This window comes from Nocardia glycosmidis, assembly GCF_052545115.1.
Map to the genome: position 1 here is coordinate 316,931 of NZ_JBQWRH010000002.1, position 25,555 is coordinate 342,485.

A 25,555-nucleotide genomic window follows, 5' to 3' on the forward strand; every position below is an offset into this window, starting at 1 on the left:
TGTCACCTCCTTCCTGGGGCTCGGTCGGGCGCGGACAGGGCTTGTGGGGTACGCCGCAGGGTGAACGGCCTAGGGATCGCGGCATTGGTCACGATCGGGCGGGTGTCACCGCCGCCGATGACGCGCAGCGAGGTGTTCTCGATGAGGGTGGTGGCTGCATCGGTGACCAGATCGTGGGCGACCGCGGCGCCGGCGCAAGTGAAGGGGCCGGAGCTGAAGGGCACAAATGGGCCGTGTTCGCTCGGTCGAATCCAGCGGTCGGGTTGGAATGCCCCTGGTCTGGTCCAGTGTTCGTTGTCGTGATGGAGCAGGTAGGGGCTGACGGACAGCAGGTCGCCGGTCTGGAAGGCGATCCCCCCGAACTCGGCGGGATAGGGGACGGGACGGCTGACCATCCAGGAGACCGGCCGGTGCCGCAGGGCCTCACGGACCACCCAGTCGACGGGCCAAGGCCAGGGTGAGCCGGGAGAGTGGAGACTGCCCAGCAGCACCGACCACGCGAGCGAGTAACCCAGCGGTCCCACAATGGACCGGAACATCAGCACATACAGCTGCGCCACCGTGGTATCGGCGACGCCGTCGGGACAGGCACCGATCACGGCATCGAGCAGATCCCGTGGTTCGGCTTCCGCAGTGCGGCCGGTGGCGCTGCGCCGGTCCCGGATCTGCTCGTTCAGCGCGGTAGACAGCTTGGCGCGCAGCAGCTGCGCCCGCGCCCGCTGCGCCATTCGGGCCGGGCGAAGCGCGCCCACGCGTGCATTTCGCTCCAGTAACTGCCGCAACTCGGGAGAACCATCGGGGTGCAGCAACACGTCCGCGGTGCACCGATACACCAGCTCGACCCCCGCTGCGGGCCAGCGGGTGACCGACGGCATTTCGATCACCGCCGCCGCCAGGGACTGGCGATACTCGGGCGTACGCGTCCGTAGAAACGCGCGCACCGCGCGGCCGAAATCGACCTGAGCAGACCGCGAAGGCAGCATAGAACCGAAGAACCCGGACTTCCCCGCATTGAAAGCGCGGTCACTCAACACCGTCAGCGCCAGACCCGTATCGCCGACACACCACCCGCCCCACGGCAGCCCGAATACCTCTACCGGGCTGGTCCGGCGCAGATTCTCGAGGAAACCCAACGGATCGCGCCGGAACCGGCGCATTTCTGCAAAACCCATCGGACGGTCCTCTCATCGAGAGGGTGAAGCGATTCATCAGATGTTTTCGAGCGGATTTATCCACGGCTGCGCGTACAAACGCAGATCAAGCGTAGTCGCGACCAATTTTACAAGCGAGGCCATGGAGGTCGACCACGAGGCGAGGACCTGAGGTCTAACCGGTGCAAACCCGATCCTCCTCGGCGAGGGTTCCCGTTGCCACCCGCGCGTACATGAACATGTCGCGGCGTCGATTGCCGACCTTCTGCCACGATCTGAGGAGCCCTTCGCATTCGAAACCGGCTCTCTCCGCAGTGCGGATCGAAGCGCGGTTCCAAGGTTCCACATAGAGCTGTAGCCGTGGGATATGCAGCTCTTCCAGCGCCCAGGTAGCCATCGCCGCCAGAGCATGCGCGGCGACGCCATGGCCGCGGGCAGAGCGGACCACCCAGTAGTCGAGCGATGCGCGGCCTTCGTCGATGTCCTTCAACGACAGGCCGATACTTCCCAGTGGTGTGTTGTCCCGTCGCCGGACGATCACCATCGGGTATCCGGTTCGATCGGTCGCTCGTTGCCACTGGCGTTCGACAAACCGCGCTGCGGCCTCGCGCGAGAAGGTCGCCGGCGCCGTGGTTATAGGAATCAGGTCGTCGGCAGAGGCTGCCCTGACAAGCTCGAGGTCTGCCGCAGACAACGACCACGGGCGCAGTTCCAAGTCTGCGGCGGCTCTCAGATGCGGTATTTGCAGAGCATCGTCCATGGTCAGCCTCCCCCACAATACCCGTGCCCTGCCGAAATCATCTCGGCCCGAGAGTCGGCGGCTAGCTCGAGTTTTGGGCTAGTTCTTCGACAGGCGGAAGATTCGCAGATCGTCCGGAACCCCGCTGAGCGGTGCCGCGAAAAAGCCGCGGCGATGCCGCTCGGCCGCGCAACCGAGTTCGTCCAGCGTCTCGGGCCGCAGTCCGCGCAACGCGGCTTCGGACAGCATGGTGCTCCCGTTGCCACCCGCCTCCATCACACGCGCCGCGATCGTCACATCCACGCCGAGCCAGTCGCCGCCGATCTCGCGCGGGGAGCCGGTGTGCAAGCCGATTCGCATCCGCGGGCGATATTCGCGGACCTGCACGTCGGCCAGGTTGACCTTGGCGGTGACGGCGGCGCGTACGGCCCGGTCCGGGGACGGGAACACGGCCATCACGCCGTCGCCCATGCGCTTTACCACCTGCCCGCCGCACTCGGCGATCGGCGGCTCGATAGCCTTGGCAACCTCACGCAGCAATTCGAGGGTCGCCTCGTCACCGGCCGACAGCGACCAGCGAGAGAACGCCACCAGGTCGGTGAACATCACAGTTATTTCTTGGTTATCTTTTTCGCGGCCCATTCGCTCGCGTATCGCCTGCCAGACCTGCAAGGCGCCGAAGCCGATTTCCCTGGCCGCGCTGGGGGCATCGCCCACCAGTTTGTCCGCCGCCCGTGCGACCGCCCGTGTACCGCCCGGCCCCGAAACCGACAGCGGATCACCGAAAGCCGGATCGCCAGGTAGCTGCTCACGGGCCTTTCGCAGCACACCGATCAGGTCGGCGCGCTGAATAGTGGCATTCACCAGCGCGGAAAGCTGGCCACAACGCGATCCGCCCAACGGAAGGACCATTTCGCGCGGTATGTCGCCATCAGCCTCCGGTTCCGACGCCGACTCGGCGCCGCCGGACGGTATTTCACTCCCGTCCCGAGGACAGCTCAGCCGATCTGCCGTCGGCGGGTTCGCGGTAATCGCCATCTCGCACCTCCGCGGTGAACGTCATCGAGCACGCCGTCGGGCTCCGTGATGATAACGAGCTGGTTGCCGCATCGAGGCTACTCGGAGCGGAACAGGTCTCGAAAGCCGCGGGCGCCACAGTTTGCGGGATGTTCACACACTGCCGTGCACAAAGCTGATCGGCCCGGCGCGAAGACTCGCACCGGGCCGATCACCGCACCGTCCGCCGGGCAGTGGCGGGCGGCGGGCGGAGCCCCGGACCTTTCGACAAGGTCGGCGCTCCCCAACCCGAGTGGCGAGGGAAGGCGACTCGGGTGGCTCCCGCGCTGGACTGCTGTGTGGCTAAGCGTCGCGCTGGTTCACCGTGATCAGGGCCGCACCGAAGACGATCGCGACGAAAGCGGCGAAGTAGAGCAGGCTCCCCCACGGCCCCCAGTGCCAATTGGCGGTGGACGGGCCGGCGCTGAAGAAGTGGTTCGCGTTCGCGAAGGGCAGGAACGGGGTGACGTTTCGGCCGAAGCTCCCGAACGCACCGAGCAGGCCCTCGATGAGCAGCGGCCACAGCACGACCAGCGAGATCGCGGCGGCGGACTGCCGCACCAGCACGCCGACGCCGACCGCGAGGAGAATGCACAGGAACGCGTAGACCGGCAGGCCGTAGGCCTCGCGCCAGTCCTCCCCGCTGGACAGGGTCAGGTTCGCGCCCGCGGCCGGGCCGACGAGCAGCTTGGCCAGCAGGTAGGCCAGGAACACCAGCACGGTGGTCAGCACCGCGCCGTACCCGCCGATCAACCCGGCCTTGGTGAGGATGACCCGGTCGCGATGCGGCGTGGCCTGGAACGTCGTCCGGATGATGCCGAAGCGGTATTCGCTGGTCACGCTCAATGTCGCCATGATCATCAGCACCATCACGCCGAAGCCGCTGATCCCGGCCGTGGCGGTGGAAACGGTCAGGTCGATCGCGCCTTCCTCGCCGGCGGTCGTCCGCGCCACCCAGGCGAGCAGGGCGGCGAAGCCGAGCGCGAGGACCACGACGATCGCCGAGCACCACCAGGGCGACCTGGTCGAGGTGAGCTTGATTCGTTCCGCTGCCAGCACGCCCATCAGAGCGCACCTCCCATCGCCGTGTAGGGCGCGGCGCCTGCTGCCGCCTCCGGGCCCGTCGCCTCGGCCGGATCGAAACCTTCGCCGTGGTACTGCACGGCGCCACCGGTCATCCGCATGAACGCCTCCTCCAGCGAGGCACGCTGCGGGGCCAGCTCGAACAGCGTGATCTCGTTCGCGGCCGCCAGCTTGCCGACCACGTCACTGGACACGCCCGCCACGACCAGCGCGGGGCCGTCGGAGCCCGCGCCGTCCTCGCGTACGGTCATGCCGTTCGAGGTGAGGGCACTGCGCAGCTGGTCGAGCTGCGGGCTGCGGACCCGCACGGTCTGCTCCGAAGCGCGCTCGATGAACTCCTGCGCGGTCGAATCGGAGATCAGCTTGCCCCGACCGATCACCACCAGGTGCTCGGCGGTCTGCGCCATCTCCGAGAGCAGGTGGCTGGAGACCAGCACCGTGCGGCCTTCGGCGGCAAGTCGCTGCATGAAGCGGCGGATCCAGAGGATGCCCTCCGGATCGAGGCCGTTGACCGGCTCGTCGAACAGCAGCACCCGCGGATCGCCCAGCAGTGCGCCCGCCAGACCGAGCCGCTGCGACATGCCGAGCGAGAACCCGCCCGCGGACTTGCCCGCCACCTCCGATAGGCCGACCAACCGCAGCACCTCCGCCACTCGCGACTTGGGGATGTCGTTGGACGCGGCCATCCACTCCAGATGGGCGCGCGCCGACCGGTTCGGATGCACCCACTTGGCGTCCAGCAGCGCGCCCACGGCCCGCAGCGGATGGTCCAGCTCGTGGTAGGGCTTGCCGTCGATCAGCGCGGTACCCGCGGTGGGCTTGTCCAGCCCGAGAATCATCCGCATGGTGGTCGACTTACCAGCGCCGTTGGGCCCCAGGAAGCCCGTAACCTGTCCCGGCCGCACGGTAAAGGTCAGATCCTGCACCGCGACGGTCTGCCCGTAATGCTTGGTCAGCCCTCTCAGCTCGATCATGCTGTCAAGCATTCCGCAAAACACGGCGGCGCACGTCCGTAAAAAGGTGGCGAGTTCTCTCATCCTCGAGGATGACAGCGAGCCGTCCGGGCTGACCACTCGCCGATCAGGCCACGTCGGGCGGTCGGTCGTAGGCGTCGATAGCGGCCTTGGACGTCGCGGAGTCCTGCAAAACCAGTTCCCACGGGCCGGAGTTGATTTCGAAGCTCTTGCCGAACCCGACCCATTTGCCCGCCATGCGCGCGCCGGTCAGCTCGATCAGCAGCTGGATTGCGCCGTGATAGTGCGCGCCGCGGTAGTAACCGTCCTGCGCGGTGTGCTCGCTCCATGTGCCGGTGGCGACGTGTCCGTCTACCGTGAGGTCCATCTCCATGGACGACTGCGCGGAGTTCGGCAAGCTGCGCACGGTCAAGCGGTTGTCGTGCTGCAACACCACGACGTGATGCACGGCCGTGAACGTCGCGTCTCGGCCGCTCGAGTAGTACTCATACCGAGACAGCCAGATGCCCGAGTAGTTGCCCGGCATCCTCGACCGCCGCGCGGTCGCGATCTGCTCAGGTGCGACGTCACCGATTGCCGAGTCGACCACGGTCCCGTCCTCGCCACCGGATAGGTTTCGGCCGGCCATCACGGCACCGAAGCCGAGAGACTCGATCGGCAACCGCATGACCTGTTCGAGTGCCCGCGCGTGCGAGGGCCGTGGGTTAGCGGTCAGGCCGGATTCCCAGCGCTGGACAAGGCGTTTGGTGGCGCTGGCGCATCCGGCGGCCCGCAGCGCCCGCGCAAGGTCGTCCTGGCTCATCAGACGCGCGTTCCGAGCTGCGCGTAGGGCCGTGTTCGGTGTGGCTGCCATGTCGCCACGGTAACTCTTTGACGCCTAAATGTCGCCTCGAATAGTGGCGAATTGACGCCTGTTCCGTCATCGCAGGGACAAGAGCCGTTGACCGAATCTGAGGGTGGCCCCGGCGCCGGGTCGAGTCTCGAACTCCCCGGCGCCGGGTGCCTACCAACCACAGCGAAACGTGACAGGGGTGCACGATGGGGTTCGATTGGTGGCGCAACGCCGAACCGGACGAGACATCACCACAGGCGATCATCGACCGTGTGCAGGCCGAATGGCGAGCCCAACGCGCCACCCAGACCAACCCCGGACACCAGCCCACCGGCTGGCCACATGAGGCACCCGAACACCCGCTCAGCGTGCCCGAAGCACACGCCACCATGCAGCGCCATCGCGGTTGCCGCGCCGACGGCTGCCCACGGAAAGCGGCAGCACGGCAAGCGTTGATCGACGCTGGGCGCATGGTGCCGGACGCCTCACGGGAACAGCAGCGGTAGGGAACGAAAACCGGGGTCCTCCGGTTTCCTGCGTCCCAGTGGGGGCAACGATGCGGCGCAGGCTCAACTCAGCTAGGCGGCGTTCGTACCTCGGCGCGGCATCATCGCGGATGCGATCACCATCACCGAGGCCATCGCGGCCATCGCGAGGAAAACCAGATGAACCGCCGAGGACAGCAATGCCGGCGCCGGATGGTCGGTATCGCCGACGCGCGAGTTCACGATCGCGCCGAATATCGCGACACCAACCGCACTGCCCAAGGACCTGGCGAACATATTCGCCGAGGTGACCACGCCGCGTTCGGACCACTCCGCGGTGGTCTGGGCCGCGATCAGGGTGGGTGTGGCGACCAGGCCCATGCCGGTACCGATCACGAAACACGAAGCGGCGATCTGGATCAGCGTGGAGTTTTCATCGATCAGCAGTGTGGTCGCGGCGCCTGCCGTGGCCAGGGTGCTGCCGATCAGCGCGGTCGCGCGAAAACCGATGCGTAGGTAGACCTTTCCGGCCTGTGCGGCAGCCAGCGGCCAGCCGAGGGTGAGCGCACCGACGGTGAGACCGGCCAGCAGCGCCCCGGTGCCGAGCACGCCCTGCGTGAAAGTCGGCACATACGAGGTCATGCCGAGCAGGATCGCGCCGACCAGGACCGAGACCAGGCTGCTGGCGATAATGACCCGTCGCGTGAAAACCCACAGCGGCAGAATCGGATTTGCGGCCCGCCGCTCCACCAGACCGAACAGCGCCAGCACGAGTGCGCTGCCGACGAAGATGCCGATGCCGGGCGGCGACCACCAGGCCCAGGCCTGTCCGCCTTCGAGCAATCCGAGAATCAGCGCCCCGGCGCCTACGGTGAGCAGTGCCGCACCGAGATAGTCGACGCGCTGTCGGCGCCGCTGCGTGCTCTCCTCGAAGCTGCGCGCCAGCATCCACCCGGCGAGTGCGGCCAGCGGAATATTGATCAGGAAGATCCAGCGCCAGCTGACGTATTCGGCGAACAGTCCGCCCAGTATCGGCCCGACCACCGACGAGATCGCCCACACACTGGCCAGATAGCCCTGGACCTTGGCGCGTTCGGTCAGGGTGTACAGATCTCCGGCGATGGTCATGGTCATCGGCAGGATGGCGCCGGCGCCGATGCCCTGCACCGCGCGGAAGATGATCAGCCCCAACATGCTCGTCGCCACACCGCACAGCAGTGAGCCGAGCGCGAAAACCGCGATGCCGAAAAGGATTACCGGTTTGCGTCCGACCGTATCGGCAACCTTGCCGTACACGGGGACCGTAACCGCTTGTGTCAATAGATAGATCGAGAACAACCACGGGAATTGCGAGAATCCGCCGAGGCTGTCGGTGATGGTGAGCACCGCGGTCGCGATAATGGTGGAATCGAGCGCGACCAGCCCCGTCGCGAGCATCAGCGAGGCGAGGATCGCACCTCGATCGGATCGCAGACCGACAGACGACTCCGACGACTCCGACGACTTCATTGCCTCGGTTGCCACCGACCGACCCCTCTCCCGCACATCACTGGCCCCCCGGAAGCAACGCGTCCCGGCCGCAGCTATTCCCGCCCGGAATATTTCGGCGCCAGCTGGTCGGGCACGCGGTTATCGAACGGCGTGGGTACATGCTGGTCGTGGAGACTTCAGAGATTCGCCGCGAGCGTGATCACGGCACTGAGCGCGGCGGCGGCATCGAGCAGAGCGCGGGAGCGGGCCGTGATGCTCGCGTCCCGGGCCGCCAGCGCGGCTGCGACGTCTTCGGATCGATTTCCGCGCGGCAGGTCCGTCATCAAGGCCCGGAGCGTGTCGATGCGGTATCCGGCGCGGCGCAGCTGGTGAACGATCCGCGCATCCCGAACCTGGGCCGGCGAGTACCGCCGAATTCCGCGCGCGGCCACGCGGTTCGCAACGACGAGCCGTTCGGCGTCCCAATGCCGCAAGGTCGAGGGGCGCACTCCGAGTGCAGTGGCGAGTTCGGACACGCTCATCGTATCCGAAGCGCGCACGTCCGCGATGGGCTCGGCGGCGATCGCCTCGGCCGCCCGCTTGGCAAGCGCGAGGTCCACACGCTCACGATCGAGCCGGGCGTGTACGGCGTCCAGCAGGTCGAGCACCTCCGAGATCGGACGCACATGCACCGCGCGAATGATCCGCTTGGCTTCGACGGGACCGGTACCCACCGCCAGTGCCCGATAGGCCAGCGCGCAGCGCAGATGGATCTCGCCATACCTGCGATAACCCGCGGTGGTGCGCAGCGCCGTCGGCAGCACGCCGTCCCGCTCGAGGTTACGGATCTGCTGCACGGAATAGCCGGTATGTCGCGCGACATCAACTGTGCGCATGCCCGAGTTGAGAGTTGACACCCCGCCGCTCCTGGATTTCCGTCTCGAAGTCTCCACAAGCACATTAATGAAACGCTGAAGCGCATGACCATCGACGAAATCATCGAGTTCGTATCCGGCCTGGACGGAGTTCTGGCTTTCCACCCGGAACCCGGCGACGGCTCCCCCGAAATCAGCTGGGGCGACACCTTCTTCTACTACGCACCGAGCGGGGAAGTGCCGAAGACGACTCAACCCTTCGCGACGATCGTGACGAAGGACTACCCCGGCGACGCCGGCTCCCGCCTGGACCGTCCAGATACGTTCCGCGTCAATGTCGCCGCCGGAAAGGAAGCCTTCGTCCAGTGGACCGGCCGCACACCCCGTGAACCAGCCGCCGACATCGACCCCAGCACCCTCGACACCGTGATCGCGCATCCCGTCTATGGCGCGGCCGGCTGGCTGGCGGTGGTGAATCCGGGCCCGCGCTGCGATGACACAACCCGAGAACTGCTCCACACGGCCTACCAGACCGCACGCTCCCGCTTCGAGCGGCGGGCCGGGGCAACCGGCAGTTGACAAGGACTTACAGCGCCGGAGAGGACGCCTGGGCCCAGAACCGCTTGGGAATACGTCCGGCCAGCCGCGCCGCGAACCCGGCGCGGACCGCGTCCGCCATGGCGGATGCCATCAATTCGGGGCGACGCGCCCTGGTCACGGCGGTTGCCAACAGCACAGCCGAGCAGCCGAGTTCCATGGCGAGGGCGGCGTCGCTAGCCGTGCCGATACCCGCGTCCAGGATGACCGGGACGTTCGCGGCGGCCACGATCATTTCGATGTTGTGCGGGTTGCCGATGCCGAGGCCGGTGCCGATGGGGGCGCCGAGCGGCATGACCGCCGCGCAACCCGCGTCCTGCAGACGGCGGGCCAGGATCGGGTCGTCGTTGGTGTAGGGCAGCACCACGAAACCGTCGTCGACGAGTTGTTCAGCGGCGGTGAGCAATTCGATCGGATCAGGCAGCAGGGTGCGTTCGTCGGCGACCACCTCGAGCTTCACCCAGTTGGTGTCCAGCGCCTCGCGCGCCAGCTGTGCGGTGAGCACCGCTTCGGCGGCAGTGCGGCAGCCCGCCGTGTTCGGCAGCGGCGTGATGTCCAATCGCTTCAGCAGGTCCAGCACGCCGGTACCACCCGCGGCATCGATCCGCCGCATGGCAACGGTGGTCAGTTCGGTGCCGGAGGCGATCAACGCCTCCTCCAGCACGGCAAGATTGTCCGCGCCGCCGGTTCCCATGATCAGACGGGAGCCGAACGTACGATCGCCGATCCGCAGCGGGGCATCGGCCTCCGAACGCTGCGACCCGGCACGCCGCGACCCGGCCGAGCTCTCAGCCACCTTGAACCGCCGTCAGCACCTCGATCTGCCAGCCACGCCCGACCGGTTCGTCCCAGCGTGATCTCGGGAACACCGCCCCGTCCACCGCGAGCGCAACACCCTTGCACGGAAGGCCGAGGCGTTCCAGCAGCTCGCGCACGGTGAGCGGTTCGGCGAACTCATGCTCGTCACCGTTGACCGTGACACCGACGGGGACGGATGACAGCGTCATCGGATTCCTCCTACAGTCGTCGAAAAACGTTGCGGGTCGGCGGCTTCCGCTTCGGGCAGCGTTGCTCCGCCGAGCAGGCTCGCCACCGCGTCCACGGTGATCGGCACGGTCAGCATCCCGTTTCGGCCGTGCCCGGTGGCCGCGATGATCCGGTCGCTGAGCCGCCCGATCAGCGGCAGGTTGTCCGGGCTGCCCGGCCGGCACCCGGCGCTCGCCTCGGCGAGCTCGTATTCGCCGATGCCGGGGAACACCGCTTCCGCGTCGGCGATCAGGTCCCGCACGCCCGCGACGGTAACCGCGGTGTCGAAACCGGCCTCGTATTGCGTGGCGCCGACGACGATCCCGTCGGCGCGCGGCACCAGGTACACCGGCCTGCCATGCACCCGAGCCCGGATCACCCGCCGTGGCGCGGGAGCGACCCCGGGCCGCCGCCGCAGGCGCAGGATCTCGCCCTTGACCGGACGGACCGGCAGTCCGGGCCACAGCTCGGCCGATGCGGCGCCCGCCGCCAGCACGATCTGGTCGTGCGGGAGTTCCGTCAGCGAGTCGACGGATTCCGCGCGCACCACCACCCCGGCGGCCTCGGCGGCCCGACGTAGCGCGGTGACGAGCGCGCGGTTGTCGATAGCGGGTTCGGTGGGCGCGAGCAGCGCGGCTCGCACCGAGCGGGCCAGCGTGGGTTCCAGCTCGCGGACGCCGGCGCGGTCCAGGATGCGCAGCTCATGGCCGCGTCCGCCGACCCAGTCGGCCACGGTGCGCAGGTCGGCGGCATCGGCCGCGTCCAGCGCGACGGTCATGGTCGCGTCGGCGACGAAGACCGAGACCCCGGTCGCGGCTTCGAGCCGAGTGGCGAATTCGGGCCAGCGCGCGAGCGAGGCGGCGCCGAACTCGAGCACCCGATCCTCCCCGGGCCAGCCCTCCGACAGCGGTGCGAGCATGCCGCCGGCGACCCAGGAGGCGCCGCCGGCCACCGCCGGATCCAGCAGGGTGACCGACCACCCGGCGTCGGCGGCCCGCCAGGCCACGGCGAGGCCGATGGCGCCGCCACCGACGACCGCCAGAGTCCGCATCCGCTCCACCTGCCTCCTATTTCGCATCCCCACGGTAGCGCGGCTACGGTCGAAGGCGTGCAACCCTCCCACCCGAACCGACCTGCCTCGCCGCGCGAGCGTCTGGCACACGCGCGGCTGTACCTCTGCACCGACGCACGCCGGGAGAAGGGCGATCTGGCCCGGTTCGCCGAGGCGGCGTTCGCGGGCGGAGTCGACATCATCCAGCTCAGAGACAAAGGGTCGCCCGGCGAAGCGAAGTTCGGTCCCCTCGAAGCCAGGGCCGAACTCGGCGCGCTCGCCGAATTGAAGGCGGCCGCGCGCAGGCACGGTGCGCTCGTCGCGGTGAACGATCGCGCGGATATCGCGCTGGCGTCCGGCGCGGATGTGCTGCATCTCGGGCAGGACGATCTCCCGCCCTGGTACGCGCGCCGGATTCTCGGCCCCGATGTGGTGATCGGGCGATCCACGCACAACCGCGCGCAAGCCGGGCTCGCCGCGATCGACGAGCACATCGACTACTTCTGCACCGGTCCGATCTGGGCGACCCCGACCAAGCCGGGCCGGCAGGCGGCGGGATGCGAACTGGTCCGCTCGACCGCCGATGCCCACCCGACCCGGCCTTGGTTCGCGATCGGCGGGATCAACGCGGACAACCTGCCACAAGTGCTGGAAGCCGGGGCGACGCGCGTCGTGGTGGTGCGCGCGATCACCGAGGCCAGGGACCCGGAAGCCGCGGCACGGGAACTGAAAACGGCGCTGCTGGCGAACGCGTAGGCAGCGCTATCAGGAAAGCAGTTGCCCTCGGGTGAACGAGAGCGCGGTCGCCACCGCGGTGTTCCCGTTGGACGTCGACTCGGCGGTCTGAACGCCCAGTTCATCGACGACCGTGGCGTAGTCACCCGGCCCATCGGGGTCCGAATGCAACCAGATGAAGCCGAGATCGGCGTGGTCGATCGTGCGCGGCAGCGCGGCGGCCACCGCCTGGTCGACCTCATCGAGCAACACACGCGCCGGCTCGGCCCGCAAGGTGGGCCAGGAGGCGGCGAAACCGGGATGCAACGCACGGCTGCCGACCTCGTGTTCGGGGACCCAGGCCAGCTCGGTGCTCTCCCGATTGCGAATAGTCGGCAGCGCCGTGACCGCGTCGGCGACGACCGTGGTGTAGGTCCAGCCACTGACGGCGGATGCGGTCACCCGCGCGCCGCGCACCCGGACATCGGCAGGATCGATGCCCGCTTCCTCCCATGCCTCGCGGACCGCGGCGAGCTCAGGCGTCTCGTGACTGTCGCGCGCACCGCCGGGCAACGCCCAAGTCCCGCCCTCGTGACTCCATGGTGCGCGGTGTTGCAGCAGCACCGCCGAGCCGCCGTCGGCCAGCGGTGCGCGCAGCAGCAGTCCGGCGGCGCCGAAGCGGCCCCAATGCCGTAATCCATCCGGACCGTGCGACCAACCGTCGCCGTCACCACGCATCTTGTACCATCCTCGTCCAGCTACGACCGTGCTCGCCCCGCAATGACGCAGCCGGACCCGAAGTCGGTCCACAAGCCGCGCCACACGGAGCGAAGACAGCCGCACAAAGGCCGGGCAACCGCCCGCCCTGCTCCCAATCGGGGGTGTTTCACGCGCCGCGGCGCTTATACGTCCACAATAAACTCCGCACCCATACGCGCGGGGCGATCGAACGTCCGGTCCGACTGTGCGAAATCCGCGCACGCGGACCGACCTGGGGAGGTGGACATGGCCGGCACCGAGCCGACGACGGCCGAACTCCGGCTGTCGTCGGTGCCCGTCGACCGGGACGATCTCGGCGGGCTCGGCGTCGCCGTGGTAGGCGAACGTCTCGACCTGGCCGGCTTGCGTTCGTTCGCCGGTTCCGCACCGGGGCGGCTGATCGCGTTCGGGCTGCTGCTCATCGGCCTGTGCCTGGCCGCGGGCTCGGTGACCGCCACGATGGTCGGCGACCGACAGCAGGGCCTGGACGTGCTGCTCTACGACACCGAACCGGACGCACACTCCGCACACCGGCTGTATACCTCGCTCTCGATCGCCGACGCCGCCGCGAGCACTGCTTTCATCGCGGGCGGACTGGAGCCGCAGGCAGTGCGCGATCGCTACAGCCAGGCCATGGGCGAGGCGGCCGCGGAGTTGGTGACCCGATCCGACCACGCCGGCGGGCCGCACCCGACAGGCGATTCGGATGCCCAGCTGCGCGTCGGCATAGTGACCGGTCTGCCGGTGTACTCGGGGCTGGTGGAGACCGCACGGACGAACAATCGCATCGGGTATCCGGTCGGGGCCGCGTATTTGAGCGAGGCTTCCAACCAGATGCAGACGACGCTGCTACCCATGGCCGAGGAACTGCAGAGTCACCGCTCCGCCGCGGTGACCGCCGCGCAGCGCGATCACGTACGCCCACCCTGGCCTGCCATCGGCCTGCTGATCCTCACCCTCGGCGTATCGGTCTGGGTGCAGCGGGATCTGGCGCGGCGCTGGCGCCGGGTGCTCAATCCCGGCCTGCTGCTCGCCTCGGGGGCGATGCTGATCCTGTTGGCGTGGACGGTGATCGCGGGCTCGGTGTCGGCGGCGTCGATGATCAACGCCCGCGATGACGGCGCGGTTCCGTCGTCGCGGCTGACCGAGAGCCGGATTCTCACCCAGCAGGCACGGGCCGCGGAGACATTGAAGCTGGTACGCCGGGACGCGACCGGCGACTACGACCGCACCTTCGACGCGGATGTCGAGCGCTTGGCCGATCTGATCGGCCATTACCCCGCATCCGCCCCCGCCATCGATGACATGCGCAATGCCGTATCGGCGCTGGCCCGTTGGCGGGTAGCGCATCAGCGCATCAACGACGCTTTGGCCAAGGGCGATTTCAACGGCGCGGCCACGGTGGCGACCGGTCCCGGCTCCGCGGACGCCACCGCTCAGGTGGAGGCACTCGACCGTGCGCTGGAGCAGGGCATCACCCAGACGCGCGACACCCTGCGCGGCGAGATCTCGCAGGCGGCCCGGGTGCTCGACTTCTTGGGGGCAGCAGCGATGGTGCTCGGCATTGTGGCGGCAGGCTGTGTCGGACTCGGCATTTGGCCCCGGCTTCGGGAGTACCGATGAGGTTTCCGCGCGGCATTCTGTATGTCGTCCTCGTCGTGGCGGCGCTGGCGAGCGGCTGTGCGAGCGAGGCGAGCGCGCCGCCTGCGACCAGAACGCCCGACTACACCCGCCCTCCGCTGCCCGCCAAAGCCGTACCGGTGTTGACGGATTCGCCGGTTCCGCCGTCGCCTGACACACCGGAATGCGGCGACCCGACCCGCAGTCTGCGGCCAACGGGGTCGGGCGCCGCCGCGCGCGGGCCGGTGATCGACGCGATCCGGGCCCGGGGCAGGCTGCTCGTCGGCCTCGATACCGGCAGCAACCTGTTCAGCTACCGCGACCCGCTTTCCGGCTCGGTCGTCGGTTTCGACGCAGACATCGCCAGGGAGATCGCCCGTGACTTGCTCGGCAGCCCGGACCTGCTCGAATTCCGCAGCCTCGGCTCGGCCGAGCGCGAGGGCGCGTTGGAGAATCACACGGTCGACCTGGTCGCCAAGACCATGACGATCACCTGCGAGCGACGTCAGCTGGCGACCTTCTCCACGAGCTATCTTCAGGCGAATCAGCGGGTACTCGCGATGAAGAACTCCGGTATCGGCGGTGTGGGCGATCTGGCGGGCAAACGGGTGTGCATCGTGCCCGGCACCACCTCACTGGACCATATGCGCCGTCTGCAACCCGCCGCGACCATCCTCACCGTGCCCACCTGGGCCGACTGTCTGGTGGTCCTGCAGCAGCGCCAAGTCGACGCGGTCAGCACCGACGACGCGCTGCTCGCCGGCCTGGCCGCGCAGGACCCGTACACCGAATTGGTCGGCCCCAGCATCAGTGCGGAGCCCTATGGGATCGGCATCCCCAAAGGACACGACGATCTCGTCCGCTTCGTCAACGGCACATTGGACCGGATCCGCAACGACGGCACCTGGGCTCGGCTGTACCAGCAATATCTCACCGCGCTCGGCCCGGTCCCCGCGCCACCTGCGCCCAGCTACCAGGACTGACGCGCGATGAGCACACGGCCTGCCTCCGAGCCCGACCCGGACGAAAGCACCACGGGCCGGCCGGGTCCGGCCGGTTCGCTCCAGGGCGGGACCGTCGGATCCGTCGAGCGTCATCCAGCGACAGCCGCAGAGCAACCCGACCCCGACCCGGACGTGACGGCGGTCCGAACACAGCGGACAGGCGAACAGGACTCGCGGGAAACCCGTCCGGAATCCAGCTTCGGCACAGTGGCATGGAGCCGTGGATCGGACACCTACGACCCGATCGCCGGCGTCCCGGAACCACGAACACCCGCTCGCGACAATTACGAAGCACATTCGGCCGAACTGGGAGCAGGGGCCGCCGAAGCGGGCACGGAGGCTACCCGCCAGCACGTCGACCAGCGGGAGAGCAGCTCGAACACGGCTGTATGGACATCGAAATCGGACTCCGGCGACCCATCGGCCACCGCACAGCAACCCCCCGCGGGCGATCAGACCAACGTGGCGACGAGAATGTCAGCGGGCCGCAGGCCCACAAACGAAGGCCCCGCAACCGAGCTCGCGCGTGGCGAATCGGGTGCACCGCAGGACGGCTCGCGTCGGCCGGATTCGGGGCCGGGCCCGTCGGCGCCATTGCGCACCACGGGACGCAGTGTGCGCACCGCGCGGAGCCGCCCTACGGTGCGGCGGCTCGGCGCGGGCCTGGTGCCCATTCCGGCGGTGCCACCGGCAGATCCGCGCGACGCGGTGCTCGCCGACCCGGTGGTATCCGAGGGCAGGCGCTTCTGTTGGCGCTGTGGCAAACCGGTCGGCCGGGCGACGCCGATCCGGCCCTCTACCACCGCGGGCAGCTGCTCTACCTGCGCGGCCCCGTTCGATTTCCGGCCGACATTGCGCGCCGGCGACATGGTGGCGCAGCAGTACGAAATCCAGGGCTGCATCGCGCACGGCGGACTCGGCTGGATCTACCTGGCGATCGACCACAACGTCAGCGACCGCTGGGTGGTGTTGAAGGGCCTGCTGCACACCGGTGACGCCGAAGCACAGGCGGTGGCGATGGCCGAACGCCAATTCCTGGCCGAGGTAGCGCATCCCAGCATCGTCAAGATCTACAACTTCGTGGAGCACCCCGGCGCCGACGGCACGCCGGTCGGTTACATCGTCATGGAATATGTGGGCGGCCGTTCGCTGCGCGACATCCTCGACGGCTACGAACGCCCGCATCGCATGCCGGTTACCGAAGCGATCGCCTATCTGCTGGAGATCCTGCCCGCTTTGGAGTATCTGCACTCGACCGGTCTGACCTACAACGATCTCAAGCCGGACAACGTCATGGTCACCGACGATCAGGTCAAGCTGATCGACCTCGGGGCGGTCGCCGCCATCGGAGCATACGGAAACCTGTACGGCACCAGGGGATTCCAGGCGCCGGAGATTTCCAGGACCGGCCCGACCGTCGCCTCGGACATCTACACCGTCGGCCGCACCCTCGCCGTGCTCACCTTGCATATGCCGGCGGAGCGCGGGCGTTATCTCGACGGCCTCCCCGACCCCGCAGACGAGCCGGTGCTGGCGCGCTATGAGTTCTTCCATCGACTCTTGCTCTGCGCGACCGACCCGGACCCGGAACGCCGCTTTCCCTCCGCCCGCGCGATGTCCACCCAGCTGGCGGGAGTGCTGCGGGAGATCCTCGCGCTGGAGTCCGATACCGAGCACCCGCAGTTGTCCGCCGTCTTCACGGCGCCGCGGGCGAGTTTCGGCACCGAGGAACTGATCAGCCAGACCGACGCCTACCTCGACGGCCGCTCCCGCAGCAGTCGGCTCGACGCCGACGATGTGGTGGCGGCGCTGCCGATTCCCCTGCTGGACCCGGCCGACCCGAGCGCGCCGCTGCTCACGGCAGTCGTGCATCCCGAACCGTGGCAGGCGCTCGAGGCGCTACGGAACGCACGCGAGCAGGCCGCCGCCGATCCCGCCGGCGCCCCGGACAGTCTGGAGCTGGAACTCACTCTCACTGAGGCGCGGGTGCGGATCGACCTGCGCGAGCCGGCCGTCGCGCTGGACCTGCTGGCGCGCCTGCCCGAGCGTGAATGGCGAGTCCGCTGGTATCGCGGCATGGCCGAACTGCTCGACCGCGATTTCGAGCGTGCTTTCGCGAATTTCGACGAGGTCATCCAGCTGCTCCCCGGCGAGATCGCCCCCAAACTCGCGCTCGCCGCGACCGCTGAACTCGTTCTCCAGCAGTGGGATTCGCCGGATCCCGAGCAATGGCTCGGCTACGCGCAGCAGGTGTACGAGACGGTCTGGCGCACCGACCGCACCGTGGTGAGCGCCGCCTTCGGGCTGGCCAGGCAGCTGGCCGCCAGTGGCCGGGTGACCGACGCCGTGCAGGCGCTCGACGCCGTGCCCGCGGCATCGCGGCATTTCACCACCGCGCGGATGACCGCCGTGCTGTTCCTGCTGACCACCGTGCCCGTGGCCGAACTAGAGGAGTCCACCCTGCATATCTCGGCGGCGCGGGTATCGAGCCTGCCGAGAGGCGAGAGCCGCGCGGCGCAGATGCGGGTGCTGGTGCTCGGCGCGGCACTGGCCTGGCTGCAAGCGGGCAACACCCCGAAGCGCCCCGACGCGGTGCTGTTCGGCGCGCCGTTCACCGAACATCACCTCAGGGTGGGCACCGAGGCCGGGCTGCGTTCGCTGGCGCGGCGGGCACCCAACCGCAAACACCGCTACGCCCTGATCGACCTGGCCAACGCGATTCGCGCGAAAAGCTGGATCTGACACATGATCCGCCGCCGCGGTCTTCGGCCCGGCCACCGACAGTCGGACATGCTTCAAGATCGACCGCGATCAAGGTCGGCGACCACGCGCCGCGCGGCGCGCGCGATCGCCAGCTCCTCATTGGTCGGCACCACCAGCACGGCAACTGGTGCGCTGGACACCGAAATACGCCGCGCGGCATGTTCTTTCGCAGCGTTCGCGACCGGGTCGACGTCGATGCCGAACCGAGGGAGGCCGGCCAGGGCATCGGCGCGCACCTGTGGACTGTTCTCGCCGACTCCGGCGGTGAAGGTGATCGCGTCGACGTCGCCGAGTTCGATCAGGTACGCCCCGAGATAACGCCGCAGCCGGTGGATGTACACGTCGTAGGCGAGCTGGGCGGCTCGGTCTCCGCTCGCGATGAGACGCCGCAATTCGCGGAAATCGTTCACGCCGGACAGCCCCTTGAGACCGGAATCCCGGTTGAGCAAGGTGTCGACCTGGTCGATGTCCAGCTGCGCCGACCGCATCAGGTGCGCGACGATGCCGGGATCCAGGTCACCCGACCTGGTGCCCATCACCAGCCCCTCCAGCGGCGTCAGGCCCATCGTGGTGTCGATCGGGCGGCCGCCGCGCAGGGCGGCGGCCGATGCGCCGTTGCCCAGGTGGAAGACGATCTGATTCAGCTGGGCTGGATCACGTCCGAGAAACTCGGCGACGCGCCCCGACACATACTCGTGCGAGGTGCCATGGAATCCGTACTTCCGAATACCGTGGGCGGCGGCGACTTCGGCGTCGATCGCGTAGGTCTTGGCGGCGGCGGGCAGGTCATGGAAGAAGGCGGTGTCGAACACCGCGATCTGCGGTACGCCGGGCAATAATTCACGCGCGCTCTCGATGCCGGCCACATTGGCCGGATTATGCAGCGGCGCAAGCACGGTGAGATCGGATATCGCGGAGACAACCGCGTCATCGATCAGCGTGGGCCGGTAGAACACCTCACCGCCGTGCACCACGCGATGGCCGATCGCGCGCACACCCTCGCACACCAGATCGTGTCCCGTCGCGCGGAACGCGTCGAAGATCAGGCGCAGGCCCGCGGTGTGGTCGATGATCCGCCCGGGACGCTCGGTGGTCTCGCCATCGGCGTGGTGCTCGATCCTCCCGTCGTTCTCGCCGATCCGTTCCACGATTCCGGACGCGGCAATCACGCCGGACTCCGGGTCCAGGAGCTGATATTTGATGGACGACGAGCCGGAGTTGATCACCAGCACCAGGTCCTCGGCCGCCTTGCTCATGACGCCGCCGTCGCTGCCGGAAGCTCGCACCCGACCAGCGTGAGCAGTCGCTTCTCGATTGTTCACGACGCGATTGCTCCGCGCCGCGACGCTGCTGGAGTTATCGGCGCCCGCATTCATCGCTGCTGCGCCTGGATGGCGGTGATCGCGACGGTGTTGACGATGTCGGCCACCAGAGCGCCGCGGGACAAGTCGTTGACCGGCCTGCGCAGACCTTGCAGCACGGGTCCGACCGCGATCGCTCCCGCGCTGCGCTGCACGGCCTTATAGGTGTTGTTGCCGGTATTCAGATCTGGGAACACGAACACGGTCGCACGGCCCGCGACTTCGGAGTCGGGCAGCTTGGCGTCGGCGACAGTGGGCTCGATCGCGGCGTCGTACTGGATCGGTCCCTCCACCGGCAGTTCCGGCGCGCGCTCGCGCACCAGCTCCGTCGCGACCCGCACCTTGTCCACATCCGCCCCGCTGCCGGACGCGCCGGTGGAGTAGGACAGCATCGCGACCCTGGGTTCGATCCCGAAGCGGGCGGCGGTCGCCGCCGAAGAGATCGCGATATCGGCCAGCTGCGGCGAGGTCGGGTCCGGTACGACCGCGCAGTCGCCGTAGGCGAGCACCCGGTCGGCCAGGCACATCAGAAATACGCTGGAGACGGTGGCCACGCCCGGCGCCGTCTTGATGATCTCCAACGACGGCCGAATGGTGTGCGCGGTGGTATGCGCGGCGCCGGAGACCATCCCGTCGGCGATCCCGCGGTACACCATCATGGTGCCGAAATACGAGATGTCGGACACGGTTTCGCGGGCCCGCTCCAGAGTCATGCCCTTGTGCTTGCGCAGTTGCGCGTATTCGGCTGCGAACTCGTCCAGGTAGCCGCAGCTGCGCGGGTCGAGCACCTGCGCGGCGGAAATGTCCACACCGAGTTCGGCGGCGCGGGCGCGCACCGCTGCTTCGTCGCCGAGGATGACCAGGTCGGCGATCTTGCGTTGCAGCACCCGGCCTGCCGCGCGCAGGATCCGGTCGTCGTCGCCCTCCGGCAGCACGATGCGTTGCGGGTCGGCCCGTGCGCGCTCGATGAGCTGGTATTCGAACATCTGCGGCGTGACCACCGAGCTGGGCGGAACGTCGATGCGCCGCAACAGCTCCACTGCTTCGACGTGTTCCTCCATGAGGGCGAGCGCGGTGTCGACCTTGCGTGCGCTGCCCGCCGACATGCGGCCGCGGGTGCGGTAGGCCGCGCTCGCGGTTTCGTAGGAGCCGAGATCGGTGGTGAGAATCGGCAGCCTGGGTTCGAGGCCGGTGATCAGCCGCGCCACCGCGGGATGCGGCAGCAGTCCGCCGTTCATGATGATGCCCGATAGCGCCGGAAAGCCTTCCGCCTCATGCGCGTTCACGACGCTGAGCAGAACCTCCGACCGGTCGCCCGGTGCGATCACCACGACACCTTCGACCAGGCGCTCCAAAATGTGTTCGGCCGTCATGCCACCGACCATGATCTGCAGCGCCTCGTGGTGCAGCAATTCCGGGTCGCCGCTGTACATTTCGCCGTCGATCGCCGCGCACAGCTCGGCCATGGTCGGCGCGATCAGCAGCCGGACCTCGGGCAGGGTCCAGGACGGGGCGTCGAACCCGCGCAGCGCGGCACAGACCGCCCCCAGTTGGTGTGGGTCGCAGCGATTGGCGATGATGGCGGCCAACTGCGCGTGCTCGTGAGACAGTTCGGCCGCACACAGTTCGGCCAGCTGCTTCACCTCGTCCGGGGTGCGGTCCGCGCCGCGGACCACCAGCAATACGGGAGCGCCCAGGTTGACCGCGATCCTGGCGTTGAACCGCAGCTCGCTGGGGCTGGCCACGTCGGTGTAGTCACTGCCGACCACCACCACCGCGTCACACATCTTCGCGACCGCGTGGAAGCGCTGGACGATCTCGCTGATCGCCGCGTCCGGATCGGCGTGCACCTGCTCGTAGGTCGTGCCGATGGCCTGCGTGTAGTCGATATCCGCGGTGCTGTGCTCGAGCAGCAACTCCAGGACGTAGTCGGGCTCGGCGGTCGAGCGTGTGATCGGACGGAACACGCCCACCCGTGCCGTGGTGGCGCACAGCATTTGCAGCACTCCGAGAGCCACCGTCGATTTGCCGGTGTCACCTTCCGGCGCGGCGATGTAGACGGCTGATGGAGCGTTATCGGCCATGCCCGAGAGCTTAGTGAATCGGCGGCTCCCGGGCCCCGTTGCGAGAGAGCCGCAGGTCACCACCGAGCACGAACCAGCCGCCGGCCCCGCAGGCCGGTGCGCACGCCGCACGACGTGCCGGTGAATCCGGCCCCCGGTCCCGTCCTGCGGGCGGCACCCGGTAGTCCCACTCGCGGACCGGGCTCAGGCGAGGCGGCGCAGCCGGGGGGCCAGGTCACGCTGGAAGAGGTCGAGGAAGCGGCGCTGGTCGTGGCCGGGGGCGTGGAACACGAGGTGGTTGAGACCGGCATCGAGGTAGGGCTTGATCTGCGCCACTGCCTGGTCGGGGTCGTCGGCGACGATCCAGCGCTTGGCGATCTGCTCGATCGGCAGTGCGTCGGCGGCGGCTTCCATCTCGATCGGGTCGGTGATGCTGTGCTTCTGCTCCGCGGTCAGCGAGAGCGGGGCCCAGAAGCGGGTGTTCTCCAGTGCCAGCTCCGGATCGGTGTCATAGGAGATCTTGATCTCGATCATCCGGTCGATGTCGTCGACAGCGCGGCCCGCTTTCGCCGCACCCTCGGCCACTGCGGGCAGCAGCTTCTCCGTGTAGAGGTCCATGCCCTTGCCCGATGTGCAGATGAAACCGTCGCCCGCGCGTCCGGCGTACCGCGCGACGAGCGGACCGCCCGCGGCGATGTAGATCGGAATGCCGCCCTTGGGCACGTCGTAGATGGAAGCGCCGACGGTCCGGTAGTACTCGCCGTCGTAGTCGACGCGGTCGCCGGTCCACAGCGCACGCATCAGGTCGACCGCCTCGCGCAGGCGGGCGAAACGCTCCTTGAACTCCGGCCATTCGCCGGTGTATCCGGTGGCGATCTCATTGAGCGCCTCACCGGTACCGACCCCGAGCATGACACGATCCGGGTACAGGCAGCCCATGGTGGCGAATGCCTGCGCGATCACGGCCGGGTTGTAGCGGAAGGTCGGGGTGAGCACTGACGTACCCAGCTGGATGCGCTGGGTGCGCTCGCCGACCGCGGCCATCCAGGCCAACGAGAACGGCGCGTGCCCGCCCTTGTGCCGCCACGGCTGGAAGTGGTCGCTCACGGTGGCGCTGTCCAGGCCGTGCTCCTCGGCCAGCACCGCTATCTCTACCAGCTCACGGGGGCCGAACTGCTCCGCCGATGCCTTGTATCCGAGCTTGAGTCCGCTCATCTGCCACGCTCCTCGCGTCTCGTTCGCCATCGCGATCCGCCCTCGACAGTAGCCCGCAAGCCCGTCGTGGTGCGGCGCGGACGGCATGCCGTGGATGATCTTCATCGCCCGGTGACGGCCGGGCGCGCTGCAGGACAACAACGCGGCCCGGGCGAGATATTTCGTGGGCCGCAACCATGCTGGATGCCAGCGGGGAGCACTGCTGATCCTCCCGGTTTCGGTTGCCCTCCGGTAACGGATAATGGCCGCGTGACCGCACTAGACGAACCGATCCTGTCCTACCTGACCGATATGGACGGGGTGCTGGTGCACGAGGACCATCTCATCCCCGGCGCCGACGACTTCCTGGCCGAGCTGCGGGCCAACGAGACGCCGTTCCTGGTGCTGACCAACAATTCGATCCGCACACCGCGCGATCTCCAAGCGCGCCTGCGGCACACCGGGCTCGACATCCCGGAAGAGGCCATCTGGACCTCCGCGCTGGCCACCGCCACCTTCTTGAACGAACAGCGGCCCAACGGAACCGCTTACGTCGTCGGCGAATCCGGACTCACCACCGCGCTGCACGAGATCGGCTACGTGCTCACCGACAGCCAACCCGACTACGTGGTGCTCGGCGAGACCAGGACCTACTCCTTCGAGGCGATCACCACCGCGATCCGGCTGGTCGAGCGCGGCGCCCGCTTCATCGCGACCAACCCGGACCCGACCGGCCCGTCCCGCGACGGCTCACTGCCCGCGACCGGGTCGGTGGCCGCGCTGATCACCCGTGCCACCGGCCGTGAGCCGTACTACGTCGGCAAGCCGAACCCGCTGATGATGCGCTCCGCGCTGCGCCGCATCGGCGCCCACTCCCAGTCCACCGTGATGATCGGCGACCGGATGGACACCGACGTCATCTCCGGCCTGGAAGCAGGCATGCGCACCATCCTGGTCACTTCCGGCATCTCCACCCGCGCGTCCTTCGAGGCCTACCCCTACCGCCCCACCATGGTGCTGGACTCCGTCGCCGACCTGATCGGAAAGACCAAGTCCCCGTTCACCAGTTGACCGGGCCGGGCGTAGTACAGCGACCACTCGCTCGCAGGCAGCAGCTTCGCCAGGCAGCCCAACCGATGAGTGCCTGAACGCAATTTCTCGAACCCGGTGTGCACGGTCGGCATCGGTGCGCCAGAATCCCAGCAACAAGAGATTCGCGGGGATGCGGAGGAACCGTCAGTGGGCGTGTGGGGTGAGTTCCTTGTCGGCCTGGTGATCTTGGTCGGCCTGATCGGGATCGTTGTTCCGATCCTGCCGGGTGTCATCCTGATATTCGGAGCGATCGCCGTCTGGGCGGTGCTGACCGGCGGTGCGACCGCGTGGGCGGTTTTCGCGATCAGCACATTGCTGCTGGTGCTGTCCGGAGTCGTCAAATACACCTGGCCGGGGCGGAAGATGAAGGACGCGGGGGTATCGAATCGCGCGGTCTTCGTGGGCGCGGTTCTCGGCATCGTCGGATTCTTCGTGATCCCGGTGGTGGGCTTGTTCGTCGGTTTCGTTGTCGGTGTGTATCTTTCGGAACTCGAGCGGCTGCGCGGCAACCAACAGGCGTGGCGGGCAACGGTTCACGCGCTGAAAGGCGTCGGCTTGTCCATCCTCATCGAGCTCTTCGGCGCGCTGCTGGCCACCGGTGTCTGGGTCGTCGGCGCGATCGCTGCCTGAGCGAGCGAATCATCGAACACAGCGCGCATGCCGCAGCCGAGTGTCAGCGGTCGATGGCGGGGAACGGGATCGTGTCGCCGGCTCGCGCGCCGGGCAATTCATCGCGGCGCAGCCGTAGTGTCGGAGGTTGCGGGCGATACAGCGGAAGCGTGGGCGCCGGGTCGGCGGTGACGGCCCGCTTGCGAGCGGGGAGCCGGTAGAACGCGCGCGCGTTGTCTTCGAGCACCGCGTACATGTCGGTGCCGACGACGTCGCAGAGCAGGTCGACATCCGCGTCCTCGAACGGGCGTCCCGCTCGGGTGCCGGGCAGATCGGTGCCGAACATGAGCGCTTCGGGGTTCACCGCGTGGATGCGGCGCAGCGCGTCCGCGACGTTCATCGCGACCCGGCCGAAACCCGTTGCCTTGACCCGCGCCCCGCGGTCGACGAGATCGAGCAGGTACGGCAGCCCCTCCTCGGACATCCCGAGATGATCGACCGAGAGCGCGGGCAGCTTCAAGATGACCGGTTGCAGCGACGCGAGCATCGTGCCGTCGATATAGACCTCGACGTGCCAGCCGGCCAATTCGTGCGCGCGCAGCGCTTGCAGCGTCATGCCGGTGATGTCGGTGGCCGCGCGTTTGAGGTTGAACCGCAGCGCGCGCACGCCGATACGGTCCAGTTCGATGATTTCCTCGTCGGTGGCGTCCAAGTCGAGACGGGTGACACCGACCCAGCCCTCGCCGAGCTCGGCGAGGGCGGCCTTCAGGTAGCTCTGATCGGTGCCCTGGAAGGACCCGCTGACCACGGCGCCGCCACAGATGTCGAACCGCGACATCCGTCGGCGATAGTCGGCGATGGTGAACGGGTCGGGCAGGTGGCCCTCGTTTTCGGCCAGCGGGAACCGCGGGTCGAAGATGTGCAGGTGGGCATCGAACACGTGTACAGAATGCCTCAGTGTCGGATTTTCCGCTGCCGCGTCAGTGCCGGATTTACCGCTGCCGCAACGAGGGGTGCTGCCGCGGCAGCGGAATCGG

24 protein-coding genes are annotated in these 25,555 nt (G+C 68.2%); 8 read left to right on the forward strand and 16 right to left on the reverse strand.

What is annotated here, in order from left to right; genetic code table 11:
* Positions 1-2 precede the first annotated feature (2 nt).
* The 6 genes from ACT86A_RS03935 to ACT86A_RS03960 form a co-directional block, all read right to left on the reverse strand.
* Positions 3-1,172, reverse strand: a complete 1,170-nt coding sequence (locus ACT86A_RS03935; RefSeq protein ID WP_445090587.1) for a cytochrome P450 — start codon at positions 1,170-1,172, stop codon at positions 3-5.
* A 154-nt stretch (positions 1,173-1,326) separates the two neighbouring features.
* A complete protein-coding gene (locus ACT86A_RS03940; protein ID WP_445090588.1) occupies positions 1,327-1,911 on the reverse strand; it encodes a GNAT family N-acetyltransferase in 585 nt (194 codons plus the stop codon).
* A 78-nt stretch (positions 1,912-1,989) separates the two neighbouring features.
* A complete protein-coding gene (locus ACT86A_RS03945) occupies positions 1,990-2,802 on the reverse strand; it encodes an adenylate/guanylate cyclase domain-containing protein (protein ID WP_445090589.1) in 813 nt (270 codons plus the stop codon).
* 447 nt (positions 2,803-3,249) lie between these two features.
* Positions 3,250-4,011, reverse strand: a complete 762-nt coding sequence (locus ACT86A_RS03950; protein WP_445090590.1) for an ABC transporter permease — start codon at positions 4,009-4,011, stop codon at positions 3,250-3,252.
* Complete coding sequence (locus ACT86A_RS03955) at positions 4,011-5,003, reverse strand: ABC transporter ATP-binding protein (protein WP_445090591.1); 993 nt, start codon at positions 5,001-5,003, stop codon at positions 4,011-4,013. The genes ACT86A_RS03950 and ACT86A_RS03955 overlap by 1 nt, the downstream gene beginning before the upstream one ends.
* Before the next feature lie 106 nt (positions 5,004-5,109).
* Complete coding sequence (locus ACT86A_RS03960) at positions 5,110-5,805, reverse strand: helix-turn-helix domain-containing protein (RefSeq protein WP_445090592.1); 696 nt, start codon at positions 5,803-5,805, stop codon at positions 5,110-5,112.
* A 236-nt stretch (positions 5,806-6,041) separates the two neighbouring features.
* Between ACT86A_RS03960 and ACT86A_RS03965 the strand changes: the two genes are divergently transcribed.
* Positions 6,042-6,341, forward strand: a complete 300-nt coding sequence (locus ACT86A_RS03965) for a hypothetical protein (protein ID WP_445090593.1) — start codon at positions 6,042-6,044, stop codon at positions 6,339-6,341.
* 72 nt (positions 6,342-6,413) lie between these two features.
* On the opposite strand, the gene ACT86A_RS03970 is transcribed toward ACT86A_RS03965, so the two are convergent.
* Positions 6,414-7,865, reverse strand: a complete 1,452-nt coding sequence (locus ACT86A_RS03970) for an MDR family MFS transporter (protein WP_445090594.1) — start codon at positions 7,863-7,865, stop codon at positions 6,414-6,416.
* A gap of 122 nt (positions 7,866-7,987) precedes the next feature.
* A complete protein-coding gene (locus ACT86A_RS03975) occupies positions 7,988-8,707 on the reverse strand; it encodes a MerR family transcriptional regulator (protein WP_445090595.1) in 720 nt (239 codons plus the stop codon).
* 63 nt (positions 8,708-8,770) lie between these two features.
* Between ACT86A_RS03975 and ACT86A_RS03980 the strand changes: the two genes are divergently transcribed.
* Positions 8,771-9,244, forward strand: coding sequence for a DUF6194 family protein (locus ACT86A_RS03980; RefSeq protein WP_445090596.1), 474 nt, complete (start codon positions 8,771-8,773; stop codon positions 9,242-9,244).
* Between the two features lie 7 nt (positions 9,245-9,251).
* Here the strand turns inward: ACT86A_RS03980 and ACT86A_RS03985 are convergent, their stop codons facing one another.
* Genes ACT86A_RS03985 through thiO form a run of 3 tightly spaced genes read right to left on the reverse strand, consistent with a single transcriptional unit; the run spans position 9,252 to position 11,339 of the window.
* A complete protein-coding gene (locus ACT86A_RS03985; RefSeq protein WP_445090597.1) occupies positions 9,252-10,058 on the reverse strand; it encodes a thiazole synthase in 807 nt (268 codons plus the stop codon).
* Positions 10,051-10,269 carry a sulfur carrier protein ThiS gene (gene thiS / locus ACT86A_RS03990; protein ID WP_445090598.1) on the reverse strand — a complete coding sequence of 73 codons (219 nt, stop codon included), beginning with the start codon at positions 10,267-10,269 and terminating at the stop codon, positions 10,051-10,053. Before thiS ends, ACT86A_RS03985 begins: the two co-directional genes overlap by 8 nt.
* Positions 10,266-11,339: a glycine oxidase ThiO gene (gene thiO, locus ACT86A_RS03995; protein ID WP_445090599.1), complete on the reverse strand. Its 1,074-nt coding sequence runs from the start codon at positions 11,337-11,339 to the stop codon at positions 10,266-10,268. The genes thiS and thiO overlap by 4 nt, the downstream gene beginning before the upstream one ends.
* A gap of 57 nt (positions 11,340-11,396) precedes the next feature.
* Here thiO and thiE point away from each other — a divergent pair, with 57 nt between their 5' ends.
* Positions 11,397-12,095 carry a thiamine phosphate synthase gene (thiE, locus tag ACT86A_RS04000; RefSeq protein WP_445090600.1) on the forward strand — a complete coding sequence of 233 codons (699 nt, stop codon included), beginning with the start codon at positions 11,397-11,399 and terminating at the stop codon, positions 12,093-12,095.
* Between the two features lie 9 nt (positions 12,096-12,104).
* Here thiE and ACT86A_RS04005 read toward each other — a convergent pair whose 3' ends face one another.
* Positions 12,105-12,791: an NUDIX hydrolase gene (locus tag ACT86A_RS04005; protein WP_445090601.1), complete on the reverse strand. Its 687-nt coding sequence runs from the start codon at positions 12,789-12,791 to the stop codon at positions 12,105-12,107.
* A gap of 267 nt (positions 12,792-13,058) precedes the next feature.
* Between ACT86A_RS04005 and ACT86A_RS04010 the strand changes: the two genes are divergently transcribed.
* The 3 genes from ACT86A_RS04010 (at position 13,059) to ACT86A_RS04020 (ending at position 18,178) form a co-directional block, all read left to right on the forward strand.
* Positions 13,059-14,435, forward strand: a complete 1,377-nt coding sequence (locus ACT86A_RS04010; RefSeq protein ID WP_445090602.1) for a GlnX family signal transduction membrane protein — start codon at positions 13,059-13,061, stop codon at positions 14,433-14,435.
* The gene (locus ACT86A_RS04015) at positions 14,432-15,415 is read left to right on the forward strand and encodes a glutamate ABC transporter substrate-binding protein (protein WP_445090603.1); all 984 of its coding nucleotides are present in this window, start codon (positions 14,432-14,434) and stop codon (positions 15,413-15,415) included. The genes ACT86A_RS04010 and ACT86A_RS04015 overlap by 4 nt, the downstream gene beginning before the upstream one ends.
* Positions 15,416-15,910: 495 nt before the next feature.
* Positions 15,911-18,178, forward strand: a complete 2,268-nt coding sequence (locus ACT86A_RS04020; RefSeq protein ID WP_445090682.1) for a serine/threonine-protein kinase — start codon at positions 15,911-15,913, stop codon at positions 18,176-18,178.
* Between the two features lie 53 nt (positions 18,179-18,231).
* Here ACT86A_RS04020 and ACT86A_RS04025 read toward each other — a convergent pair whose 3' ends face one another.
* From ACT86A_RS04025 to fgd, 3 genes are all read right to left on the reverse strand, one after another.
* Positions 18,232-19,455 carry an acetate kinase gene (locus tag ACT86A_RS04025; protein WP_445090683.1) on the reverse strand — a complete coding sequence of 408 codons (1,224 nt, stop codon included), beginning with the start codon at positions 19,453-19,455 and terminating at the stop codon, positions 18,232-18,234.
* Positions 19,456-19,571: 116 nt separating this feature from the next.
* On the reverse strand, positions 19,572-21,644 hold the full coding sequence (gene pta / locus ACT86A_RS04030; RefSeq protein ID WP_445090604.1) for a phosphate acetyltransferase: 2,073 nt from the start codon (positions 21,642-21,644) through the stop codon (positions 19,572-19,574).
* Between the two features lie 183 nt (positions 21,645-21,827).
* Positions 21,828-22,838, reverse strand: coding sequence for a glucose-6-phosphate dehydrogenase (coenzyme-F420) (gene fgd, locus ACT86A_RS04035; protein ID WP_445090605.1), 1,011 nt, complete (start codon positions 22,836-22,838; stop codon positions 21,828-21,830).
* 291 nt (positions 22,839-23,129) lie between these two features.
* Here fgd and ACT86A_RS04040 point away from each other — a divergent pair, with 291 nt between their 5' ends.
* Positions 23,130-23,888 (forward strand): HAD-IIA family hydrolase, encoded by a 759-nt coding sequence (locus ACT86A_RS04040; protein WP_445090684.1) that lies wholly within the window; start codon positions 23,130-23,132, stop codon positions 23,886-23,888.
* Between the two features lie 168 nt (positions 23,889-24,056).
* Positions 24,057-24,539, forward strand: a complete 483-nt coding sequence (locus ACT86A_RS04045) for a DUF456 domain-containing protein (RefSeq protein WP_445090606.1) — start codon at positions 24,057-24,059, stop codon at positions 24,537-24,539.
* 43 nt (positions 24,540-24,582) lie between these two features.
* On the opposite strand, the gene ACT86A_RS04050 is transcribed toward ACT86A_RS04045, so the two are convergent.
* Complete coding sequence (locus tag ACT86A_RS04050; RefSeq protein WP_445090607.1) at positions 24,583-25,458, reverse strand: amidohydrolase family protein; 876 nt, start codon at positions 25,456-25,458, stop codon at positions 24,583-24,585.
* Positions 25,459-25,555: the final 97 nt, after the last annotated feature.

Coding starts and splice junctions, on each gene's coding strand:
- thiS (WP_445090598.1), bottom strand. CDS start 10,269: ATGACGCTGTCATCCGTCCCCGTCGGTGTCACGGTCAACGGTGACGAG.
- ACT86A_RS04040 (WP_445090684.1), top strand. CDS start 23,130: ATGGACGGGGTGCTGGTGCACGAGGACCATCTCATCCCCGGCGCCGAC.
- ACT86A_RS03940 (WP_445090588.1), bottom strand. CDS start 1,911: ATGGACGATGCTCTGCAAATACCGCATCTGAGAGCCGCCGCAGACTTG.
- ACT86A_RS03960 (WP_445090592.1), bottom strand. CDS start 5,805: ATGAGCCAGGACGACCTTGCGCGGGCGCTGCGGGCCGCCGGATGCGCC.
- ACT86A_RS04025 (WP_445090683.1), bottom strand. CDS start 19,455: ATGAGCAAGGCGGCCGAGGACCTGGTGCTGGTGATCAACTCCGGCTCG.
- ACT86A_RS04015 (WP_445090603.1), top strand. CDS start 14,432: ATGAGGTTTCCGCGCGGCATTCTGTATGTCGTCCTCGTCGTGGCGGCG.
- thiO (WP_445090599.1), bottom strand. CDS start 11,339: ATGCGGACTCTGGCGGTCGTCGGTGGCGGCGCCATCGGCCTCGCCGTG.
- ACT86A_RS03955 (WP_445090591.1), bottom strand. CDS start 5,003: ATGATCGAGCTGAGAGGGCTGACCAAGCATTACGGGCAGACCGTCGCG.
- ACT86A_RS04005 (WP_445090601.1), bottom strand. CDS start 12,791: ATGCGTGGTGACGGCGACGGTTGGTCGCACGGTCCGGATGGATTACGG.
- pta (WP_445090604.1), bottom strand. CDS start 21,644: ATGGCCGATAACGCTCCATCAGCCGTCTACATCGCCGCGCCGGAAGGT.
- ACT86A_RS03965 (WP_445090593.1), top strand. CDS start 6,042: ATGGGGTTCGATTGGTGGCGCAACGCCGAACCGGACGAGACATCACCA.
- ACT86A_RS03980 (WP_445090596.1), top strand. CDS start 8,771: ATGACCATCGACGAAATCATCGAGTTCGTATCCGGCCTGGACGGAGTT.
- ACT86A_RS03950 (WP_445090590.1), bottom strand. CDS start 4,011: ATGGGCGTGCTGGCAGCGGAACGAATCAAGCTCACCTCGACCAGGTCG.
- ACT86A_RS03935 (WP_445090587.1), bottom strand. CDS start 1,172: ATGGGTTTTGCAGAAATGCGCCGGTTCCGGCGCGATCCGTTGGGTTTC.
- ACT86A_RS03945 (WP_445090589.1), bottom strand. CDS start 2,802: ATGGTCCTTCCGTTGGGCGGATCGCGTTGTGGCCAGCTTTCCGCGCTG.
- fgd (WP_445090605.1), bottom strand. CDS start 22,838: ATGAGCGGACTCAAGCTCGGATACAAGGCATCGGCGGAGCAGTTCGGC.
- ACT86A_RS04020 (WP_445090682.1), top strand. CDS start 15,911: ATGTCAGCGGGCCGCAGGCCCACAAACGAAGGCCCCGCAACCGAGCTC.
- ACT86A_RS04010 (WP_445090602.1), top strand. CDS start 13,059: ATGGCCGGCACCGAGCCGACGACGGCCGAACTCCGGCTGTCGTCGGTG.